We start from the raw sequence: 15,208 nt of genomic DNA on the forward strand, positions 1-15,208 counted from the left end.
TTATCTTCTCGAGGTAATGATTTATCGAAAAAATTACTCAGCTCAAATACTTAACTGTGATACCAATCAACTGCTTCACCTTCTTGGTATAAGGCGGAAACAACCAATGCGTGATTGAGAACTTATCTATAAGAACTGGTTTTTCGTGAGAAAACGCCCTGAACCCGTAAACTCCATGAGCACTGCCGATACCACTATTATTGACACCGCCAAATGGGAGATTAGGGTGCAAAAAGTGCACGACACTCAGATTAACTCCGACCGAACCAGAGCTTGTACGAGCCACGATGTTATTTACAAATTGTTTATCTTCAGAAAAGACATACAGCGCCAGGGGCTTGTCACCGTCATTCACACGCTTAATTACAGAATCTATATCATCGTATTCAATTATAGGAAGTAGCGGCCCGAATATTTCCTCATGGTTAATATCCATAGCAGCAGTGACGTTAGATAAAACCGTTGGCACCACAAGCCTCTCAGTCGCGTCAACTTGACCCCCTTGCAGAATTTTTGCACCTTTAGCTTTCGCGTCAGTCAGGAGTTTATTAATTCGATTGAAATGTTGATCATTGACGATCCTGCAATAGTCTGCCGATCTACGCTGCGCAGCAAAATCCTTCCCATAAACTCGCACAATCTCTTTCACAAGAATTTCATTGAATTTCTGGGCTATACACCGATGAACAAATACGTGATCAGGCGCTATGCACGTCTGGCCGTTGTTTGAAAACTTTCCCCACACTATGTTGCGCGCAGCTTTCGGCAAATTTGCTGTTGGTCCAATAATGGTTGGAGATTTTCCGCCTAACTCCAAAGTAACCGAAGCGAGTGTTTTTGACGCCGCTTCCATCACTAACTTGCCGACCCTAGGACTACCAGTAAAAAAAATATGGTCAAATGGCAGAGCCAACAGCTCCTGGGAAACTGCGGCATCACCCTCCACCACAGCGACTAGGTCGACAGAGAATGCCTCCCTGACTATAGATCCGATCAGTGTTGCAGTGTGTGGTGTCAATTCAGACGGCTTTATAACAACGCTATTTCCTGCCGCTAACGCAGATACAAGAGGACCGAAACTAAGGTTGAATGGATAGTTCCACGGCGCAATTATCAAACAGACACCCTTAGGCTCGTAACGAAGTCCTGCCCGCGTGCCCGCTACACTAAGTGCCGCCCTCACTCGCCGTGGCTTCATCCAATCTTTAAGGTTCCGTTTGGCATGATTAATTTCTTGCAATACCGGAAAGATTTCTGTTAGCTTCACCTCGCTTGCCGGCTTGCGAAAGTCCGCTGCAAGTGCAGCAATAATTTCAGGCTCACGACGCTGAATAGTTTCCTTAAGTAAATTAAGAGCAGCGATGCGCTCTGCTATGCCAAATTTACCACGACGCGCACTACTTGCAACTTTCTGCAAATTAAATACTTCAAGCGCTGAATGGGTATCGGCACTAGAGTTTAACTTGGCTAGGCTAATTGGTATGGTCATTTTTATTTTGTCCTGAATTACCTAGAATGACTTGAAGTTTTAATCTTCACTTTTCCTCGTAGAGCACATAGTCTTCTTTCGTAGCCCCGCAATCCGGACAGCACCAGTCATCAGGAATATCCTCAAAGCGAGTACCTGGAGTAAAACCCTCGGCCTCATCGCCCAACGCCTCATCATATATATGGCCACAAGTAATACATATCCACTTCAAGTATGCTTTCCCGCCTTGGGCATCAGACCTTGGAGGTTGAGTTTTATATAGATCTTGGCCTTTAACGTCGGCACTAGGCAATTTCTCTAAGCTTGTCGGCGCAACCACTGCTTCAGCAGTTAAACTTGTGCCACTAACCTCGGATAAATTTGGCGAAGTATGGGTTGAGGTGACGCCCTTTTCACCTACGCCGCTCTCAATTAACATGAAGTCAAGCTTGTCTCGAACGGCGCAATCGGGGCAGCACCAATCCTCAGGAATAAGGTGCCAAGGCGTACCTGGAGAAAACCCCTCATGCACATTACCCGCACTCTCATCATAAACATAATTACAATCCGGGCATTTATAGCTAGCCATACTCATCACCATGTCAAATTGTTATTTTGCGTTGCGGCAAATTTGCGTTATTTATTTCTCATCTTCTTCCTTGTGGAAGATTTTCTTACAACCTGTGGGGTGCTCGCCTGATCAAGAACTTCAGTCTTAGCCGCACAGCCCTCATTTTTATTTTCTTGATTAAGTGGGATCACTAATTCTGCGGCCAAAACTGCCATTCCAGTTGGAGTAGCATCTGAAATACCACTTTCCGAGTTGGCAAGCTGACTATTCACCCCTAGCTGTGTTTCTTTCGAGGGAGAATCCGCGAGAAAGATAAAGTCCACCTTGTCTCGAACTGCGCAGTCCGGGCATGCCCAATCTTTGGGGATATCATTCCAGCTGGTGTTCGGGTGGAAACCTTCGTGCGGCTCCCCCTTATTTTCATCATAGATATACTGACAATCTGGACACTGGTACCTTGACATTCTCCCACTCTCCTATTAACTCAGCGTTAGTCGCTGCTCCGACAACTTCATCAGAGTGAAACTATCGGAGCAGGTCGCCTTCAAAGCAATTACAGAGAGGCAATCAACCCTCAGCACTTTAGCGAAGTGCACTCTTTGTGAGAGCTTTCAACGCCGCACATAAAATTGAAGCACTTATTGTAAATATCGACCGCCGGGCTCTGCGTGCTCACATAACTACGATGCTACCGCAGAGGTACTCGAACTATGACCAGCACTACTAGTGCCAAATTTTTTCAAATAGGTTTCTCGCATCGAATCATCAATTTGGATCTTATTAAGGTCACCACCAGCCCAATCTACTACCTTGGGATCCATAACTGATCTAAACCACTGAGGAATCATCGCCATCAAAAATGCACCAGGGTAACCCGTCGGAAGAGCCGGCAGGCCGGGAAAATCCCGAAGTGACTGATAAGAACGTGTTGGATGCGCGTGGTGATCCGAGTGCCGCTGAAGGTGGAACAGCACTAGATTAGAGACGATGTGATTACTATTCCAAGAATGGTGCGGCTTTTGATGCTCATATCGACCGTCCTCCATTTTTTGACGGAGCAAGCCGTAATGTTCAATATAGTTCGCACTGGTCAGCTGCCACCAACCGAAAGCCATTTGAATCGGCAGGAACACCAGCATCTTAGGTCCAAACAAGGCAAGGAGAACGGCGTAAAGAATAACTGTGATGATCATTGGTTGGAGGATTTCATTATCGAAACTCCAAACGCTTTGGCCACGGCGCGAAAGGCGTTGTTCCTCAAGCCCCCAAGCACGAATAAATGCTCCTGGGATCTCACGGATTGAAAACTTATAAATGCTTTCTCCCATCCGGGATGTTGCAGGATCCATCGGTGTAGCGACATCACGGTGATGACCCTTATTATGCTCAATAAAGAAGTGACCGTACCCTACGACAGCCAACACAATTTTGGCCATCCAACGATCAAAAGTCTCCTTCTTGTGACCGAGTTCGTGTCCTGTATTGAGCGCTAGTCCGTTCACGATACCCAGTGACAAGGCAAGCGCACCAATTTCAAGCCAAGACATTGGCTGAGTTCCGACCCACCATGCTGACACAATTAATGCAGCGTAATGCATAGGAACTGTTAGATATGTCAAAACTCGATAGTACCGCTCCTTCTCTAGTTTCGGCACCACTTCTTCAGGCGGATTATTAAAGTCCTCACCAAACATCGCATCAAGCAATGGAAGTGCGCCGTACCATACGAGCAATACCAGCCCATAAAAAATCCCCCAACCAGTTTCATTTGCAAGCCAGATTCCGATCATCGGAGTAGCCGGCCACAAAGTTGATAGTATCCAGAGATATTTCTTTTTATCTACGTACTCTGGAGCGGAATCCAGAACTCTGTGTTTCTCAAGCATTTGGTGTTCTCCAATTTTTATTAAATTAGTCGCTACGAGATTTAAGACGTAATTTTATGCCTAACTGAGAAAGTTAAGCCGCCCACTCTCACTCTCGACATCATAAACCTGAGCTAATCGGACGCTTGCGCCAACTACACCTACGGGTAGTTTTTGCTCCGTCGTCTGCTGGAAAAACACGAGCTGGCCGCAAGCATGCTGGCGGTGATCAATGGCTATCTGGGGGACCGAGGGCTGTCGCTGCGCCAAGGCACGATTGGAAACCTCCAAAACCCGGGCTTCCGGGTAACATTGGCGTCCCCTTGTGTTGCCGCTGACCGAAAACTGACCCAGTAGAGGCTGTTCTGCCGACTGAAAACTGACCCAGGTGTTCAACTGCTTCTGCTCAATTTTTGAGCAGGAGAACACAGGGTGATCAGTATGGAAATGATGGGCAAAATTCGCCGGATGTATTTCCGCGACAAGCTGTCGCTGCATGAGATAGCCAAGCGCACCGGGTTGGCGCGCAACACGATTCGCAAGTGGGTCAGAGCACCCGAGGCGAAGCAGCCGGTTTACCAACGCCGCGCGATCTTCAACAAACTCAGCCCTTATCACGCCACGCTGGAGCAGGCGCTGCAGGCCGATTCGCTGCGCCCCAAGCAACAGCGGCGCAGTGCCAAGGCGCTGTTGGCGCAGATCAAGGCCGAGGGGTACGACGGTGGCTACAGCCAGCTCACCGCGTTTATCCGCGTCTGGCGCGGGGAACAGGGTAAGGCGTTGCAGGCCTTTGTGCCGCTGAGCTTTGCGCTGGGTGAGGCGTTTCAGTTTGACTGGAGCGAGGAAGGCCTGCTTATCGGCGGCATTTACCGGCGCATGCAGGTGGCGCACCTGAAGCTCTGCGCCAGCCGTGCGTTCTGGCTGGTGGCGTATCCGAGCCAGGGCCACGAGATGTTGTTCGACGCCCATACGCGCGCGTTCAGCGCCTTGGGCGGGGTGCCGCGTCGAGGCATGCCGGATTATGTGGCGCGCCACATAATCCGGCTTATGTTCCCTTCGCCATTATGTGGCATCGGCTCGGCGGCCCCACGAGTGACGGGGGCGTTCGAGCCGAGGGGGCACATAAGAATCACAGGGAATCGAGCCATTTCAGCAAGTCGACGTCCCGGTGCCAAGCGCCTGATTGGGAGGATGCCGCCGAGGATTGATCGGGTGGAACGCACAGGGCGACGGCAGCCTCCTTGGTTCGGATATTGATCTCGGCATAACGGTGCGTCGTTTCCAGTCCGACGTGACCGAGCCAAGCCCGGATGACGTTGATTTCGACTCCGGCCTCCAGCAGGTGCATCGCCGCGGTATGGCGCCTATCTCTTCAGCGACATAGGCGCCATGCGACTGCCATGCACCTGCTGCAGGCCGGAGTCGACCTCACCGTTATCGCCCTGTGGCTTGGACACGAGAGCCCAGTGACGACCCACGGCTATGTCGAAGCCGATCTGGCCTTGAAGGAACGGGCCCTCGCCGCAATCGCGCCGCCCGAACTTCGGCGCACGCGCTACCGCCCAACGGATGCCCTGCTGAAGTTCCTGCAGGGGCTTTGATTATGCGTAGCTGACAGAGCTGGGTCGCCACAGACAGCGGGGCTGTCGCAGGCGACTCAACATAATCGCGGGCTGAACATAATTGCGGTTATGCCGAGCTCGGCATAACCGCAAAAATTACCTGTTTGCCGGATCCGATGCGGGAGGGGAACGAGCGGCGGCGATCTACAGCCTGGTGGGTACTGCCAAGCTAAACGGGTTAAATCCGCAGGCCTATCTGACCTACGTGCTTGAGCACATCGCCGAACATCCCGTTAACCGGGTGGGCGAACTGCTGCCCTGGAATATTTCCTTGAACCACACTGACCACTGCGAGGCCGCCTGATCCATGGTTAAAACTGTCAGCCTACCCAAACCTGCACCTGATCTCTTGCTGTTGCACATTGAGCTGAAGTGGATCACACCGACGATCTGGCGTCGTTTCGTAGTCCCTGAAAACATTACCTTGGGCAAGCTGCATCACGTGATTCAGGTCGTGATGGGCTGGAGCGACAGTCATCTGCATGAGTTTGAAATAGCAGGTGAAAAATACGGGATTCCCGATTCTGATGGCTGGGGGCCGCCGGTGAATCCAGAAGCTCGCAAGACATTGGTCAAAGCGCTGTTCGGTAAAAAGACGTTTGACTATCTCTACGACTTTGGTGACAGCTGGGATCACCGAATCAAAGTCGAGAAAAGGCTACCTGCCATCACAGCCCCTCAACTGCCGTATTGCATTGAAGGTGCCAATGCTTGCCCACCGGAAGATGTAGGTGGGGTGCCGGGTTACGAGGGTTTTCTAGAGGCCATGGCAGACCCCAAGCATCCAGAACACGACGACATGGTGGGTTGGTACGGTGAAATATTTGAGCCGGCGGCATTTGACTGCGAGCGCGTGAATCAGTGGTTTAAGAGGATCAAGGCTTGAGTTGCAAGACGGTGTAGCTCGGACGCTTACGTTCTATCGCTTTACCCAAGAAAAAGATTGATCAGTTATCAACCCTCGTGTTGCTCAAAAAGCTGCCGCCAGCGTCAGTTGTGCACGGGCCTCGATGATCTCAATCAGCTCGAAGTGCTTGGGGAACTCGCGCTTGAGCCAGCCGCTGGGCACGAAGTGGTGATCGAGGTGAACGACTGTGCTTTGGCCTTCGGCAGCCGCGCAGAGCATGACGTTCAACTCTGAGTCATCGCCAGCCATCGCAGCCGGCACGAAGACGATGCCGTTGTCGCTAATACCAAACGAGCGCCTCCATTCTGGGAAGCGCTTCTGCTCGGGGTTTGAAACGGCAAACCAATGGATTCTGTCCATCTATTCCTTCTCGAATGGGAGCAACGTGGAGTAAGGCAGCAAATCACCTTCGGCTGCGGCTAATACCTGGTCCAGCACAGCCTCGGGGGCATCGAGAGCACCGAGAATCACGTACAACTCGGAGAACACGTTCATCCTAGCGGCACGGTCGAAGCCAGCATCACCGCCTACCGACTCGGCATGGTCGAGCGCATTGGCAACGACATTCTCCCTGAGAAGATAACGTGCGCCGCATTCGCAGAGAAAAGGCTGTTTAGCGTTATAGAAACGATCCTGGGCTTCCCAACCATGCAGCCTCGGCTCCATGGGTTTGCCGCACTGAGGGCAATAGGCAGGCTGGACATCCGAAAGATAGAGCATAGCGTGAGTCCTTTTTCTGGAGCGGCGCTCCATATTTGGAGGGCCGTAGAATGCACGCTATTGTCATAACCCCGATTCACCGTTGTCCAGAAAAGGTACAAAGGTACAAATGTCCCTCTCGCTTGATGCCACTTCCGCTGACCACTCCGGGTTAGAAAAATAGAAGAAGTAGCATTTCAAGAGAGCTTGGCTTGTATCAATGCCGTTATTGCCGTGAGCTTCTCATCAGGGGATCTGTCGTCAGTTGCATCGACAATGCTTTGGATCGCATGGAGGGTCGTGGACGCATTTGGTTCTGCTTTCAGGATGTCTTGTATTTCAGCATCTTGTGTGAGATGGATATAAGTAGAGAGTGTGCTCTTGGATGCGTGGTATGAGTTTTTGCGAGCGATGGCCATCGCTACGTCTAGAATATTGGCTTTCGACATTTTTGAAAGCGTACTGATGTTCTTGGCGACTAATATGGTGAAGTATCGGTGGCGGAAGTTATGATAGGAGATACCTTTGAGGAGTTCTGCGTGTCTTGAAGTCTTGATGACTACGTTGTAATAGGAGTTAAAGGTGGTGCGCGCCAGAGGATATCCAGTATCTTCGCTAACGAATATCCTGTCATGAAGCTCGCTGTGAGGATGGCTGGAACGAGTGAGTAGAACGAATTTGTAGATTTCTTGAAGCTCGGTTCTCGGTATTAGTACCTGGCGTAAGCAACCTTTGTATTTTCCTTTTAAAACGGGGATGTTTGTTACAGGGCCGTTATTTTTATAGGCATTAATAATGGAGCTTGCTGGGATGTTAATGGCTTCTTCTATTCGGCTGCCTGTGTGTTCGAGTAATGTGGCAAGGATGTACCATCTATCAATTATATACTGGTTGGATGTGTAGTCGTGAATTGCTTCATGCCATGCGTTCAGTTCATTGTTTCTTATGAAGCTTGTTGGTTTGGTCGGAGTATCCCTTAGTTCATCTAGGCAGGGATGGGTTAGAAAACGCAGTGGCGTCCGCCTGTTAAGTCTGTAGAAGTCCTCTGTAGCATTAATTTGAAAGTTATGTGCGCGAGGGTCAGTGGTAAGTAGGTTCTGGAATTTGTTTTCTTTTTGCGTGTGCTCTAATAGAGCTAATATGCGTCGGACAATTTTCTTGATTGTGGTCGAGTTTGCCGTTCTAGAGTTTTGTTTGTACTTAACGAAGTCGTAAAGGGTTTCGTCAGTGACATCAAGAATGGTTAACTTGTTGCGTTCTATGTATTTCTGGAAGACGTTTAGAGTATCAGCATGGCTGAACACTGTTTTAATTGCTGGCCGGACCCCATAGCTGTTGGCACCACCGCCGATACTCGTAAGGTAGCTATTGAGCTCCCAGCAAAAGTTTCCTCGGGAGTCAAAAAGCATTGGAAGAGACGGAGGTGTGGTGTGGCCGTGATTAAAAAGGAAGTCAAGACGCGGAGCTTTTGCTACATGTATCATGGTTTCACCAAGGTGAGATGAGCTCTATCAAGTGCCAGGGTGTGGCTTTTCAAAACTTGCTGATATCTGATGTCCTGGCGAGTGTGTTCGTCCACTCTAGCAACCAGTTGCATGTACGCCCTGTAGACTTCGCCTAATGTATTTGTGAGGTAGTCGACTTGATTTTTTAGAGTGGAGATTTCTTCTTGCTGTGAACGCTGGGTTGTTCGCTTTTGAGGTGGGAGGGTTTGTGTGGCGGGCGTGAGGTTGTTGTATGTTTCTAAGGCGGCTGCTAGTTGATCTGAGTATTCAGTGTTGTAGGGTTCTCGCGATGTATTATAAGAGCAAGAAATAACTCCAAGGTCGGCATCTGACCAATTAAGGGCGGACTTGAACGGTATGCCTCTTTTGCTCTTAAGTGCGTCCAGGGAAGGAAGTCTTTGCCGGTCTTCGATTGCTTTTCTAATCAGCAATATTTTGGTAATCAGGCTTTGTGTTTTGGCTTGCTTCTCCTGAAGCTTGGCTGCTGAAGTTTCACCCTTTGAATAACGGCTCATATTATTTACTCGCGTACACAAAGATTTTTTTGTTGTTGATGATTTGGAGTCTTATTTCGCGATGGTTTGCCAGTTCCTGAAGGTGTTCAGATAATAAGGCGTGGTCGCCAAGTTTGATTTCAAGCTCACACTCAGCAAAATTTTCTTGTAGATCTTCGTCGACTAATACGTTTTTGCCTACATGCCCCTCCAAGTAGTCTATTAAGAATTCTAAGGTTTCTCGCTCCCAACCGGGCTGGTTCGCGATATTGGCGTAGTAAAGGGTCACGCTAGGTTCAATGTGCCCCATCATCCAGCGCAATGGTTCAATTTCTGTACTGCCGCTTAGGTAGAAGAAAAAGGCGGCGAAGAAACGCCTGAACTGATGAGGTCGTGCATACCATCTAGTTTCGCCTATCTTAGGTACTTGAATCCAATCGGAGTATTGATCCAGTTTTTTTAGTAGAGTCATTTCACTGCGATCTTTTCCTTTGAATGAGCCGGAGGGCCAGATGGAGGTCATGCCTGGGTGGCGATCCTCCATAAACTCTATGTACTCGTTAATGAAGTCCCAAATGACTTTAGGTATTGGGCGCTTTATAATCTCAAGCTCATGGCTGTTACTGGCTTTCGGGATTTTAAGCTTCAGATCCCACAAGCCATCCAGTTTTGAAATTGTAAGACAGTCAGCGTCGAGCAAGGCGGTACTCAATACTCGGCAAGCTGAAAAAGTATGGATAAGGATGCGTGTTGTGATAGCGTAAAAATCAATTAGTTCATCAGTGGAGATGTGTTCGCGCATAATCGAGTTGCAATAAATACCACCTCTGTTGCTGCCGCACTTACCATATGTTTTAATGTTTAGATGTTGTAGTGCCTTGGGGATTGGTACAGCCTCAAAGGTTTGCTTCTTGAAAATGTGCACATTTGATCTAATTGTGCTTGCGGCATATTTATCTATAATTTCTCTGTTGTAATGGTTGTCCAGTTGCTTTATGTAGGCTCGGATGTGTGGCGCATAGTTGCGATGAAAAACAATAGCATTGCTGATGTAGTGAAATGCAATATTTGTAGGCATCAGTGGGGTTTGGCTTTTATCTACAAATCTGCCGGTCATGCTGTTAATTACATCTGAGATGTCGTGCGTTCCTACCTTAAAGGAATGAATTTGATATTCTTTAGTGGAGTGTAGGTAGGTTAAGTTGGTGCATTTATTTTGGATTGTGGAGATGCTGAGTGTGTCCTCTTCATTCTCTTCATTCTCTTCATTCTCTTCATTTGCTGAGTGCGTACAGGTGAATTCCCGGCAGATGTCAGACCTGTTATTTTTAAGTTTCTGGATTAAGATCTTTTGTGTTATGGGTGGTATGTGCATTCCTGAAATGCAGGATGCAATGTTTTCGCGGCCTCTTGGCGTAGGCCCTAACTGCGTGTCGAGATTGAGTAAATTTATCCCCATGAGCGTGAGGTCGTGAGCTTCTAGGAAGGTCTTTATGTCTTCCAGGGTGATATCGGCTAGGGTGACGATTTTAGGGGGCTGATTTAAGCGGTGCCTGGCTTCATACACATGGTCGGCAATTTCAAAAGCCGTTCTAACAAAGCCGACTAATGCGCACGGTCGTTTTGACTTTGAGCTTTCGATGAGGGCTATCGCTGATGATTGTAAATCTCTGATAAATAAATTCCATATCAGATCTGATGTGGATGACCCATCAAATAGCTGGTAGTCAAAGCTAAGCTTTACATAGCGACTGCTGTTCGGATCTTCCGAAACTGTAACCTTGGTGCCGGTGCGAGGAAGATACCACTTCATATTTGAGGAGTTGGGGTGGATCCAACTAGGAAGGATCGCTTGGGAGGTTGCTGTAGATGGAGAGCTCTTCTTGATTTTTTCATTATTCATTTACGTGTACCTCAAGAAGCTCAAAGTTCATTGGTATCGGAGTAGCGTCCGCCAGTAGCTTGATCATCTTTCGACTGCCTTCGTCTTGGATTTTTGTGATGATTTTCTTGCAAGTCGAGATGAGCTCTTGTTTTGTCCCATATGTCGCGTAAGAGACTATCAACCCAATTGCTTCTGGTGAGCAAAGGAAACAGAATACTTGACCTGGGTTGTGGGTTGTCGTGTGGCGGCTGTTAGTTCTTAAAAATTTCACAGCCTCGATAAACTGCATCTTGGCGCACTCGTAATTATTATTCTTAATGCGGGGGGAGTGGGTTGAGATATCTTCTGCTATTAGTAGTTGAATTTTTTGATGGTCACGTATTCTCTTTCGGTAAACAAATTCTTGAATTGAAGGTGGGATGTAGTTTCTCAGGGCTGTTAGCAGGGAATTTCCTAGGTAAATGGTCGTTTCCAAAGTGTCTCCACCACTCTCAATCCATTTCAGCAGTCCTCGTGAAACCCTAATTTTAGGCATGGTTGGTTCAGCTTCAGCTACCCATGAAGGCAGCGAATCAATGATTGCTTTGAAAGTGTTTTTACGTCTCGTGTCTAAGATACGGTAGAGGTGTTCATCCCCGTGGCGAGTAGGGCTAGAACCATCCATGACGAAAAGATAGTTGGAATTCAAGGCTTTGGAGTGCTGGACTCTCATTTGCAATAGCATCCATAGCGCAGTATGGGCGTCTATACTTTCTGCATCGATTTCAATCTCGTCCGTAGCTTTTGGTGCGTGGCGCTCAATTAATTTGTTAGCCCTAGGTTTAAGGGTGGTGATAGTTATGCCGCCATCTTCTCGGATGGTGACAAATTGACCATCTTTTGTTTTCTTGACTTGGGCATTTGCTAAGTCGAAAACATTTATCCCGAGTTCGTCAATGATGATGCACATGGCCGCCACAGCAAACTCTTCGGTAATTCCCAGGTAGGATTTGATTTTCGTAGTAGACCAGGAATAAATGTGGTGCGCGCCAGGGAAAGATTTGCGTGTAAATAGACCATCTTGTTCTGTGGCTAGGTACGCAACAGAGTTGCTGAAGCCATTTGGATGTGATGGTGAGAAAAAGCTTATATGTTGGCCAGAGCGAGATCCTCTCAGGTTAGGATCTAGGTTGTCTTTTGTGAGTCGGATGGCGGCCACATCGCTTCTGCGAATCATGCCTGGAACTTCCAAAAACCGTGCATAACCCTCTGCTACAATGCGCTTGCATTTGGAGAGAATGACAGTTCTATGTTTTTCGATTTGATGGGCAATCTCGTTAAGAGCGTTTTCCATTGAATTCGCTTGAATGGCATGTTCCAAGGTCAGATAGCCAAGAATGTTGCATTCTTTTTCTGAGAATACGTCTGTCGAGTTTGGGACTGGTAGGATCAGCGCATTGCTAGGTAGCTTTTTGGCTTTTTGAAGCCTGTTCAAGTAATAACGAACGGCGGTGTAGTCAGAGATGACGGTGACTTCTTTGATTGGCTTGCCTGTAATTTCGGATATTGCACTGCGTCGATGAGAGAGAAATTGGCGGCAAGCATTGGTGATTGCCACAGGGTTCCGATACCACTCTGAATCAAGTTCGTGAGCGATCATGAAAAAAACGCGGATGAGGGGCGCCCGGCGCTTCGGAGGATGCTTTTCTACCCAGATTAGGATGTCCTCAGGGCAGCAAGCCCTGATACTATCGACCAAATCTTCCCGCATCCTGCTCATCGCTTTCCTACCTGAAATTGGTTCAGATAGACAGTGTAGTCAGGGATAGGGCTTCCGTAAGGGTAAAGTGTATGAACAGTATGGCTTTGCAACGTGTTGGTTTCTCAGGCGCCAGCCTATATGAACCCAAATCCGTACTGCTTCCCCTGCAGGCCCGTCTGATGTCTCAGGCACTGCGCAAAATCACCGGCAACATCAAGAATGCCAACTGCCTGGTGATCTTCATCAACCAGATCCGTATGAAGATCGGGGTAATGTTCGGCAACCCGGAAACCACCACCGGTGGTAATGCCTTGAAGTTCTATTCCTCGGTACGCCTGGATATTCGCCGTACCGGCGCGGTCAAGGACGGTGACGAAGTGGTCGGCAGCGAGACCCGGGTCAAAGTGGTCAAGAACAAGGTGGCTCCGCCGTTCCGCCAGGCCGAGTTCCAGATCCTCTACGGCACCGGCATCTACCACAATGCCGAGATCATCGATCTGGGTGTGCAGATTGGTCTGGTCGAGAAATCCGGTGCCTGGTACAGCTACCAGGGCAGCAAGATCGGTCAGGGCAAGGCCAATGCCGCCAAGTTCCTGGAAGACAACCCACAGGTGGCCGACGAGATTGAGAAGGCCATTCGCGACCAGTTGCTGGCCAAGCCGGGCAATGCCAAGGCGGCGGTTGAAGACAGCGCCGAACTGGACGCCTGAGTCAGGGAGCTTTGATTGATTACACAGATGCTTGGTCGCTCGGTTGACGCTGACCGGTTCTGGACCGTTAGATGCCAGGGATGGCATCTACGAGCCTACATGGATGTATTTACGGCGTGTCCGGAACCGGTCAGTGGCAATCGAGCAAGCACTGAATTCGACTCAATCAGAGCCCCTTCGTAGGCAACATGTTTCGCCGTTCACAGCTCGACAGCCCGCAGGCGATTCGTCGCAGTGCCATGGATTTGCTGGCGCGGCGTGAGCATAGCTATGCCGAAATGCTGCGCAAGCTCAAGCAGCGCGGTGCGACCAGCGAGCAGGCAGAGATCGAGCTGGATCGTCTGCAGGACGACGGCCTGCTCAGTGACGAGCGCTTCTGCGAAGCCTATGTCCATGCCCGCAGTCAGCGCGGCTATGGGCCGCAGCGTTTGCGGGAGGAGCTGCGCCAGCGCGGTGTGGCTGCAAGTCTGATCGAGCAGGTGCTGGGTGATGCGTGCTGGGACTGGCCAGCACGGGCCCAAGAGACCTTCAACAAGCGCTTCCCTGAAGGCAAGGCCAGCGATCCCAAAGACCGGGCCAAACAGCTGCGCTTTATGCTGTATCGGGGTTTTGGCTCAGAGTTCTAACCTTCAGACGCCAGCCCTCAGTTTTGCAAGTGCTCGGGCTGATTGACAAAGTCGATCAACTCCCGCAGTCGGCCATGATCGCGGCCATTGAAACGAAAGCTCAGGCGGTGCAGATGGCTGAATTCCGGTTCGTCCAGCTCCTGACGGCAATCCTGATCCTGACAGAAACCATCCTCCACGCAGATGTCGGCGAACTGCTGTTCAAGCTGACGCAAGGCGTTGTGTTTGAGTGGATGGTTCAGGCGCAGCAGATAATGCGAGTTGATCCAGCGCGAGGAGTGATAGTTGCGATAAAAATTGAGAACAACTTGTATGGCGTCCTCGGCTGAGTGGACAAGGCTGATCAGGCGGAAGTCGGCCTCGTGAATGTAGCCGTTGGCACAGAGCTGTTCGTTGAGAAATTGCAGCAGGCTTGACCAGTAGTTGCCGTCCGGGGTGTCGAGCAGGATCACCGGAACCACCGGGCTTTTCCCTGTCTGGATCAGCGTTAGTACTTCCAGGGTTTCATCAAGGGTACCAAAGCCGCCGGGACAGAGGATCAAGGCGTCGGCTTCCTTGACGAAGAAAAGCTTGCGTAAAAAGAAGAACTTGAACGGCAAATCATGATCAGTTTCATGAATCACATGGTTTGAGCGCTGCTCGAACGGCAAGGTGATGTTGAAGCCCAGACTATTGTCCAGTCCTGCGCCTTCATGGGTGGCGGCCATGATCCCGCCGCCACCACCGGTGATGGCCATGAAATCATGGCGTGCCAGTTGCCGACCCATATCCTGGGCCAGCTTGTATGCGGGGTGCTCGCGGGGCGTGCGTGCCGAGCCGAACACCGTAACCTTGCGGCTGCGCTTGAACTGATCCAGGCGGGCGAAGGCCTGCTCCAGCTCGCGGATGGTTTGCAGCATGATCTTGGCGTCCCAGCGGTTGCGATCAGCCTGGGCCATGCGCACCACGCCATGTAGCATCTCGCGGTAGAGTTCGGCATTGCCACTGTTGCCGGCAGTCAGCTCGACCAGTTCGTCGAGCTTCTGTTGCACGCCTTCGCCAGTGGTCTGCCAGTGACGGTTGAGGTAGTCAACAGGTCCCAGTTCGTCGCTCATGAGAGGCTCCTTGACAGTCTT

Annotated in this window: 15 protein-coding genes and 4 pseudogenes; 7 read left to right on the plus strand and 12 right to left on the minus strand. The window is 49.8% G+C overall.

The genetic code is table 11. The annotated features are described in order from the left end of the window. Window positions 1–37: 37 nt before the first annotated feature. The 4 genes from C2846_RS07465 to C2846_RS07480 form a co-directional block, all read right to left on the minus strand. Entirely contained in the window at window positions 38–1,489 is a 1,452-nt protein-coding gene (locus tag C2846_RS07465; RefSeq protein WP_011920685.1) for an aldehyde dehydrogenase family protein, read from the minus strand. A gap of 46 nt (window positions 1,490–1,535) precedes the next feature. Then, window positions 1,536–2,057 (minus strand): rubredoxin, encoded by a 522-nt coding sequence (locus C2846_RS19095; RefSeq protein ID WP_032489561.1) that lies wholly within the window; start codon window positions 2,055–2,057, stop codon window positions 1,536–1,538. A gap of 47 nt (window positions 2,058–2,104) precedes the next feature. Then, window positions 2,105–2,503 (minus strand): rubredoxin, encoded by a 399-nt coding sequence (locus C2846_RS19100; protein WP_011920687.1) that lies wholly within the window; start codon window positions 2,501–2,503, stop codon window positions 2,105–2,107. Between the two features lie 216 nt (window positions 2,504–2,719). After that, the gene (locus C2846_RS07480; protein ID WP_011920688.1) at window positions 2,720–3,925 is read right to left on the minus strand and encodes an alkane 1-monooxygenase; all 1,206 of its coding nucleotides are present in this window, start codon (window positions 3,923–3,925) and stop codon (window positions 2,720–2,722) included. Between the two features lie 159 nt (window positions 3,926–4,084). Between C2846_RS07480 and C2846_RS07485 the strand changes: the two are divergent. Together C2846_RS07485 and istA are read left to right on the plus strand one after the other, a co-directional pair. Beyond that, window positions 4,085–4,183, plus strand: a pseudogene (locus C2846_RS07485) (IS5/IS1182 family transposase); the annotation flags it as partial. Between the two features lie 162 nt (window positions 4,184–4,345). Then, window positions 4,346–4,924 (plus strand): annotated as a pseudogene (gene istA, locus C2846_RS07495) (IS21 family transposase); the annotation flags it as partial. 109 nt (window positions 4,925–5,033) lie between these two features. Here istA and C2846_RS19105 read toward each other — a convergent pair. Further along, window positions 5,034–5,252 carry a site-specific integrase gene (locus C2846_RS19105; protein ID WP_071533810.1) on the minus strand — a complete coding sequence of 73 codons (219 nt, stop codon included), beginning with the start codon at window positions 5,250–5,252 and terminating at the stop codon, window positions 5,034–5,036. 52 nt (window positions 5,253–5,304) lie between these two features. On the opposite strand from C2846_RS19105, the gene C2846_RS07505 reads away from it, so the two are divergent. The 3 genes and pseudogenes from C2846_RS07505 (at window position 5,305) to C2846_RS07515 (ending at window position 6,412) form a co-directional block, all read left to right on the plus strand. Continuing rightward, the gene (locus tag C2846_RS07505) at window positions 5,305–5,505 is read left to right on the plus strand and encodes a site-specific integrase (RefSeq protein ID WP_025986894.1); all 201 of its coding nucleotides are present in this window, start codon (window positions 5,305–5,307) and stop codon (window positions 5,503–5,505) included. Window positions 5,506–5,614: 109 nt separating this feature from the next. Then, window positions 5,615–5,830: pseudogene (locus C2846_RS07510) on the plus strand (transposase domain-containing protein); the annotation flags it as partial. A 3-nt stretch (window positions 5,831–5,833) separates the two neighbouring features. Further along, window positions 5,834–6,412 (plus strand): plasmid pRiA4b ORF-3 family protein, encoded by a 579-nt coding sequence (locus C2846_RS07515; protein WP_019396669.1) that lies wholly within the window; start codon window positions 5,834–5,836, stop codon window positions 6,410–6,412. An 84-nt stretch (window positions 6,413–6,496) separates the two neighbouring features. Here C2846_RS07515 and C2846_RS07520 read toward each other — a convergent pair whose 3' ends face one another. From C2846_RS07520 to C2846_RS07545, 6 genes are all read right to left on the minus strand, one after another. Continuing rightward, entirely contained in the window at window positions 6,497–6,793 is a 297-nt protein-coding gene (locus C2846_RS07520) for a hypothetical protein (protein WP_019396668.1), read from the minus strand. After that, window positions 6,794–7,153, minus strand: a complete 360-nt coding sequence (locus C2846_RS07525; RefSeq protein ID WP_019396667.1) for a hypothetical protein — start codon at window positions 7,151–7,153, stop codon at window positions 6,794–6,796. Between the two features lie 176 nt (window positions 7,154–7,329). Continuing rightward, window positions 7,330–8,616 (minus strand): site-specific integrase, encoded by a 1,287-nt coding sequence (locus tag C2846_RS07530; RefSeq protein ID WP_108193586.1) that lies wholly within the window; start codon window positions 8,614–8,616, stop codon window positions 7,330–7,332. Then, window positions 8,613–9,152 carry a hypothetical protein gene (locus C2846_RS07535; protein WP_032489556.1) on the minus strand — a complete coding sequence of 180 codons (540 nt, stop codon included), beginning with the start codon at window positions 9,150–9,152 and terminating at the stop codon, window positions 8,613–8,615. Before C2846_RS07535 ends, C2846_RS07530 begins: the two co-directional genes overlap by 4 nt. A gap of 1 nt (window position 9,153) precedes the next feature. After that, complete coding sequence (locus C2846_RS07540; RefSeq protein WP_124082590.1) at window positions 9,154–11,034, minus strand: hypothetical protein; 1,881 nt, start codon at window positions 11,032–11,034, stop codon at window positions 9,154–9,156. Beyond that, window positions 11,027–12,655, minus strand: coding sequence for a hypothetical protein (locus tag C2846_RS07545; RefSeq protein WP_169715795.1), 1,629 nt, complete (start codon window positions 12,653–12,655; stop codon window positions 11,027–11,029). The genes C2846_RS07540 and C2846_RS07545 overlap by 8 nt, the downstream gene beginning before the upstream one ends. Window positions 12,656–12,921: 266 nt before the next feature. Here C2846_RS07545 and C2846_RS07550 point away from each other — a divergent pair. Further along, a pseudogene (locus C2846_RS07550) lies at window positions 12,922–13,467 on the plus strand (recombinase RecA family protein); the annotation flags it as partial. 188 nt (window positions 13,468–13,655) lie between these two features. Then, a complete protein-coding gene (locus tag C2846_RS07555; protein WP_080051445.1) occupies window positions 13,656–14,093 on the plus strand; it encodes a regulatory protein RecX in 438 nt (145 codons plus the stop codon). A gap of 17 nt (window positions 14,094–14,110) precedes the next feature. On the opposite strand, the gene C2846_RS07560 is transcribed toward C2846_RS07555, so the two are convergent. Then, window positions 14,111–15,187, minus strand: coding sequence for an LOG family protein (locus tag C2846_RS07560; RefSeq protein ID WP_119701122.1), 1,077 nt, complete (start codon window positions 15,185–15,187; stop codon window positions 14,111–14,113). Window positions 15,188–15,208: the final 21 nt, after the last annotated feature.

Origin of the sequence: Pseudomonas jilinensis (assembly GCF_003586265.1) — a bacterium.
In the GTDB taxonomy this organism is placed as follows: Bacteria; Pseudomonadota; Gammaproteobacteria; order Pseudomonadales; family Pseudomonadaceae; genus Halopseudomonas; species Halopseudomonas phragmitis.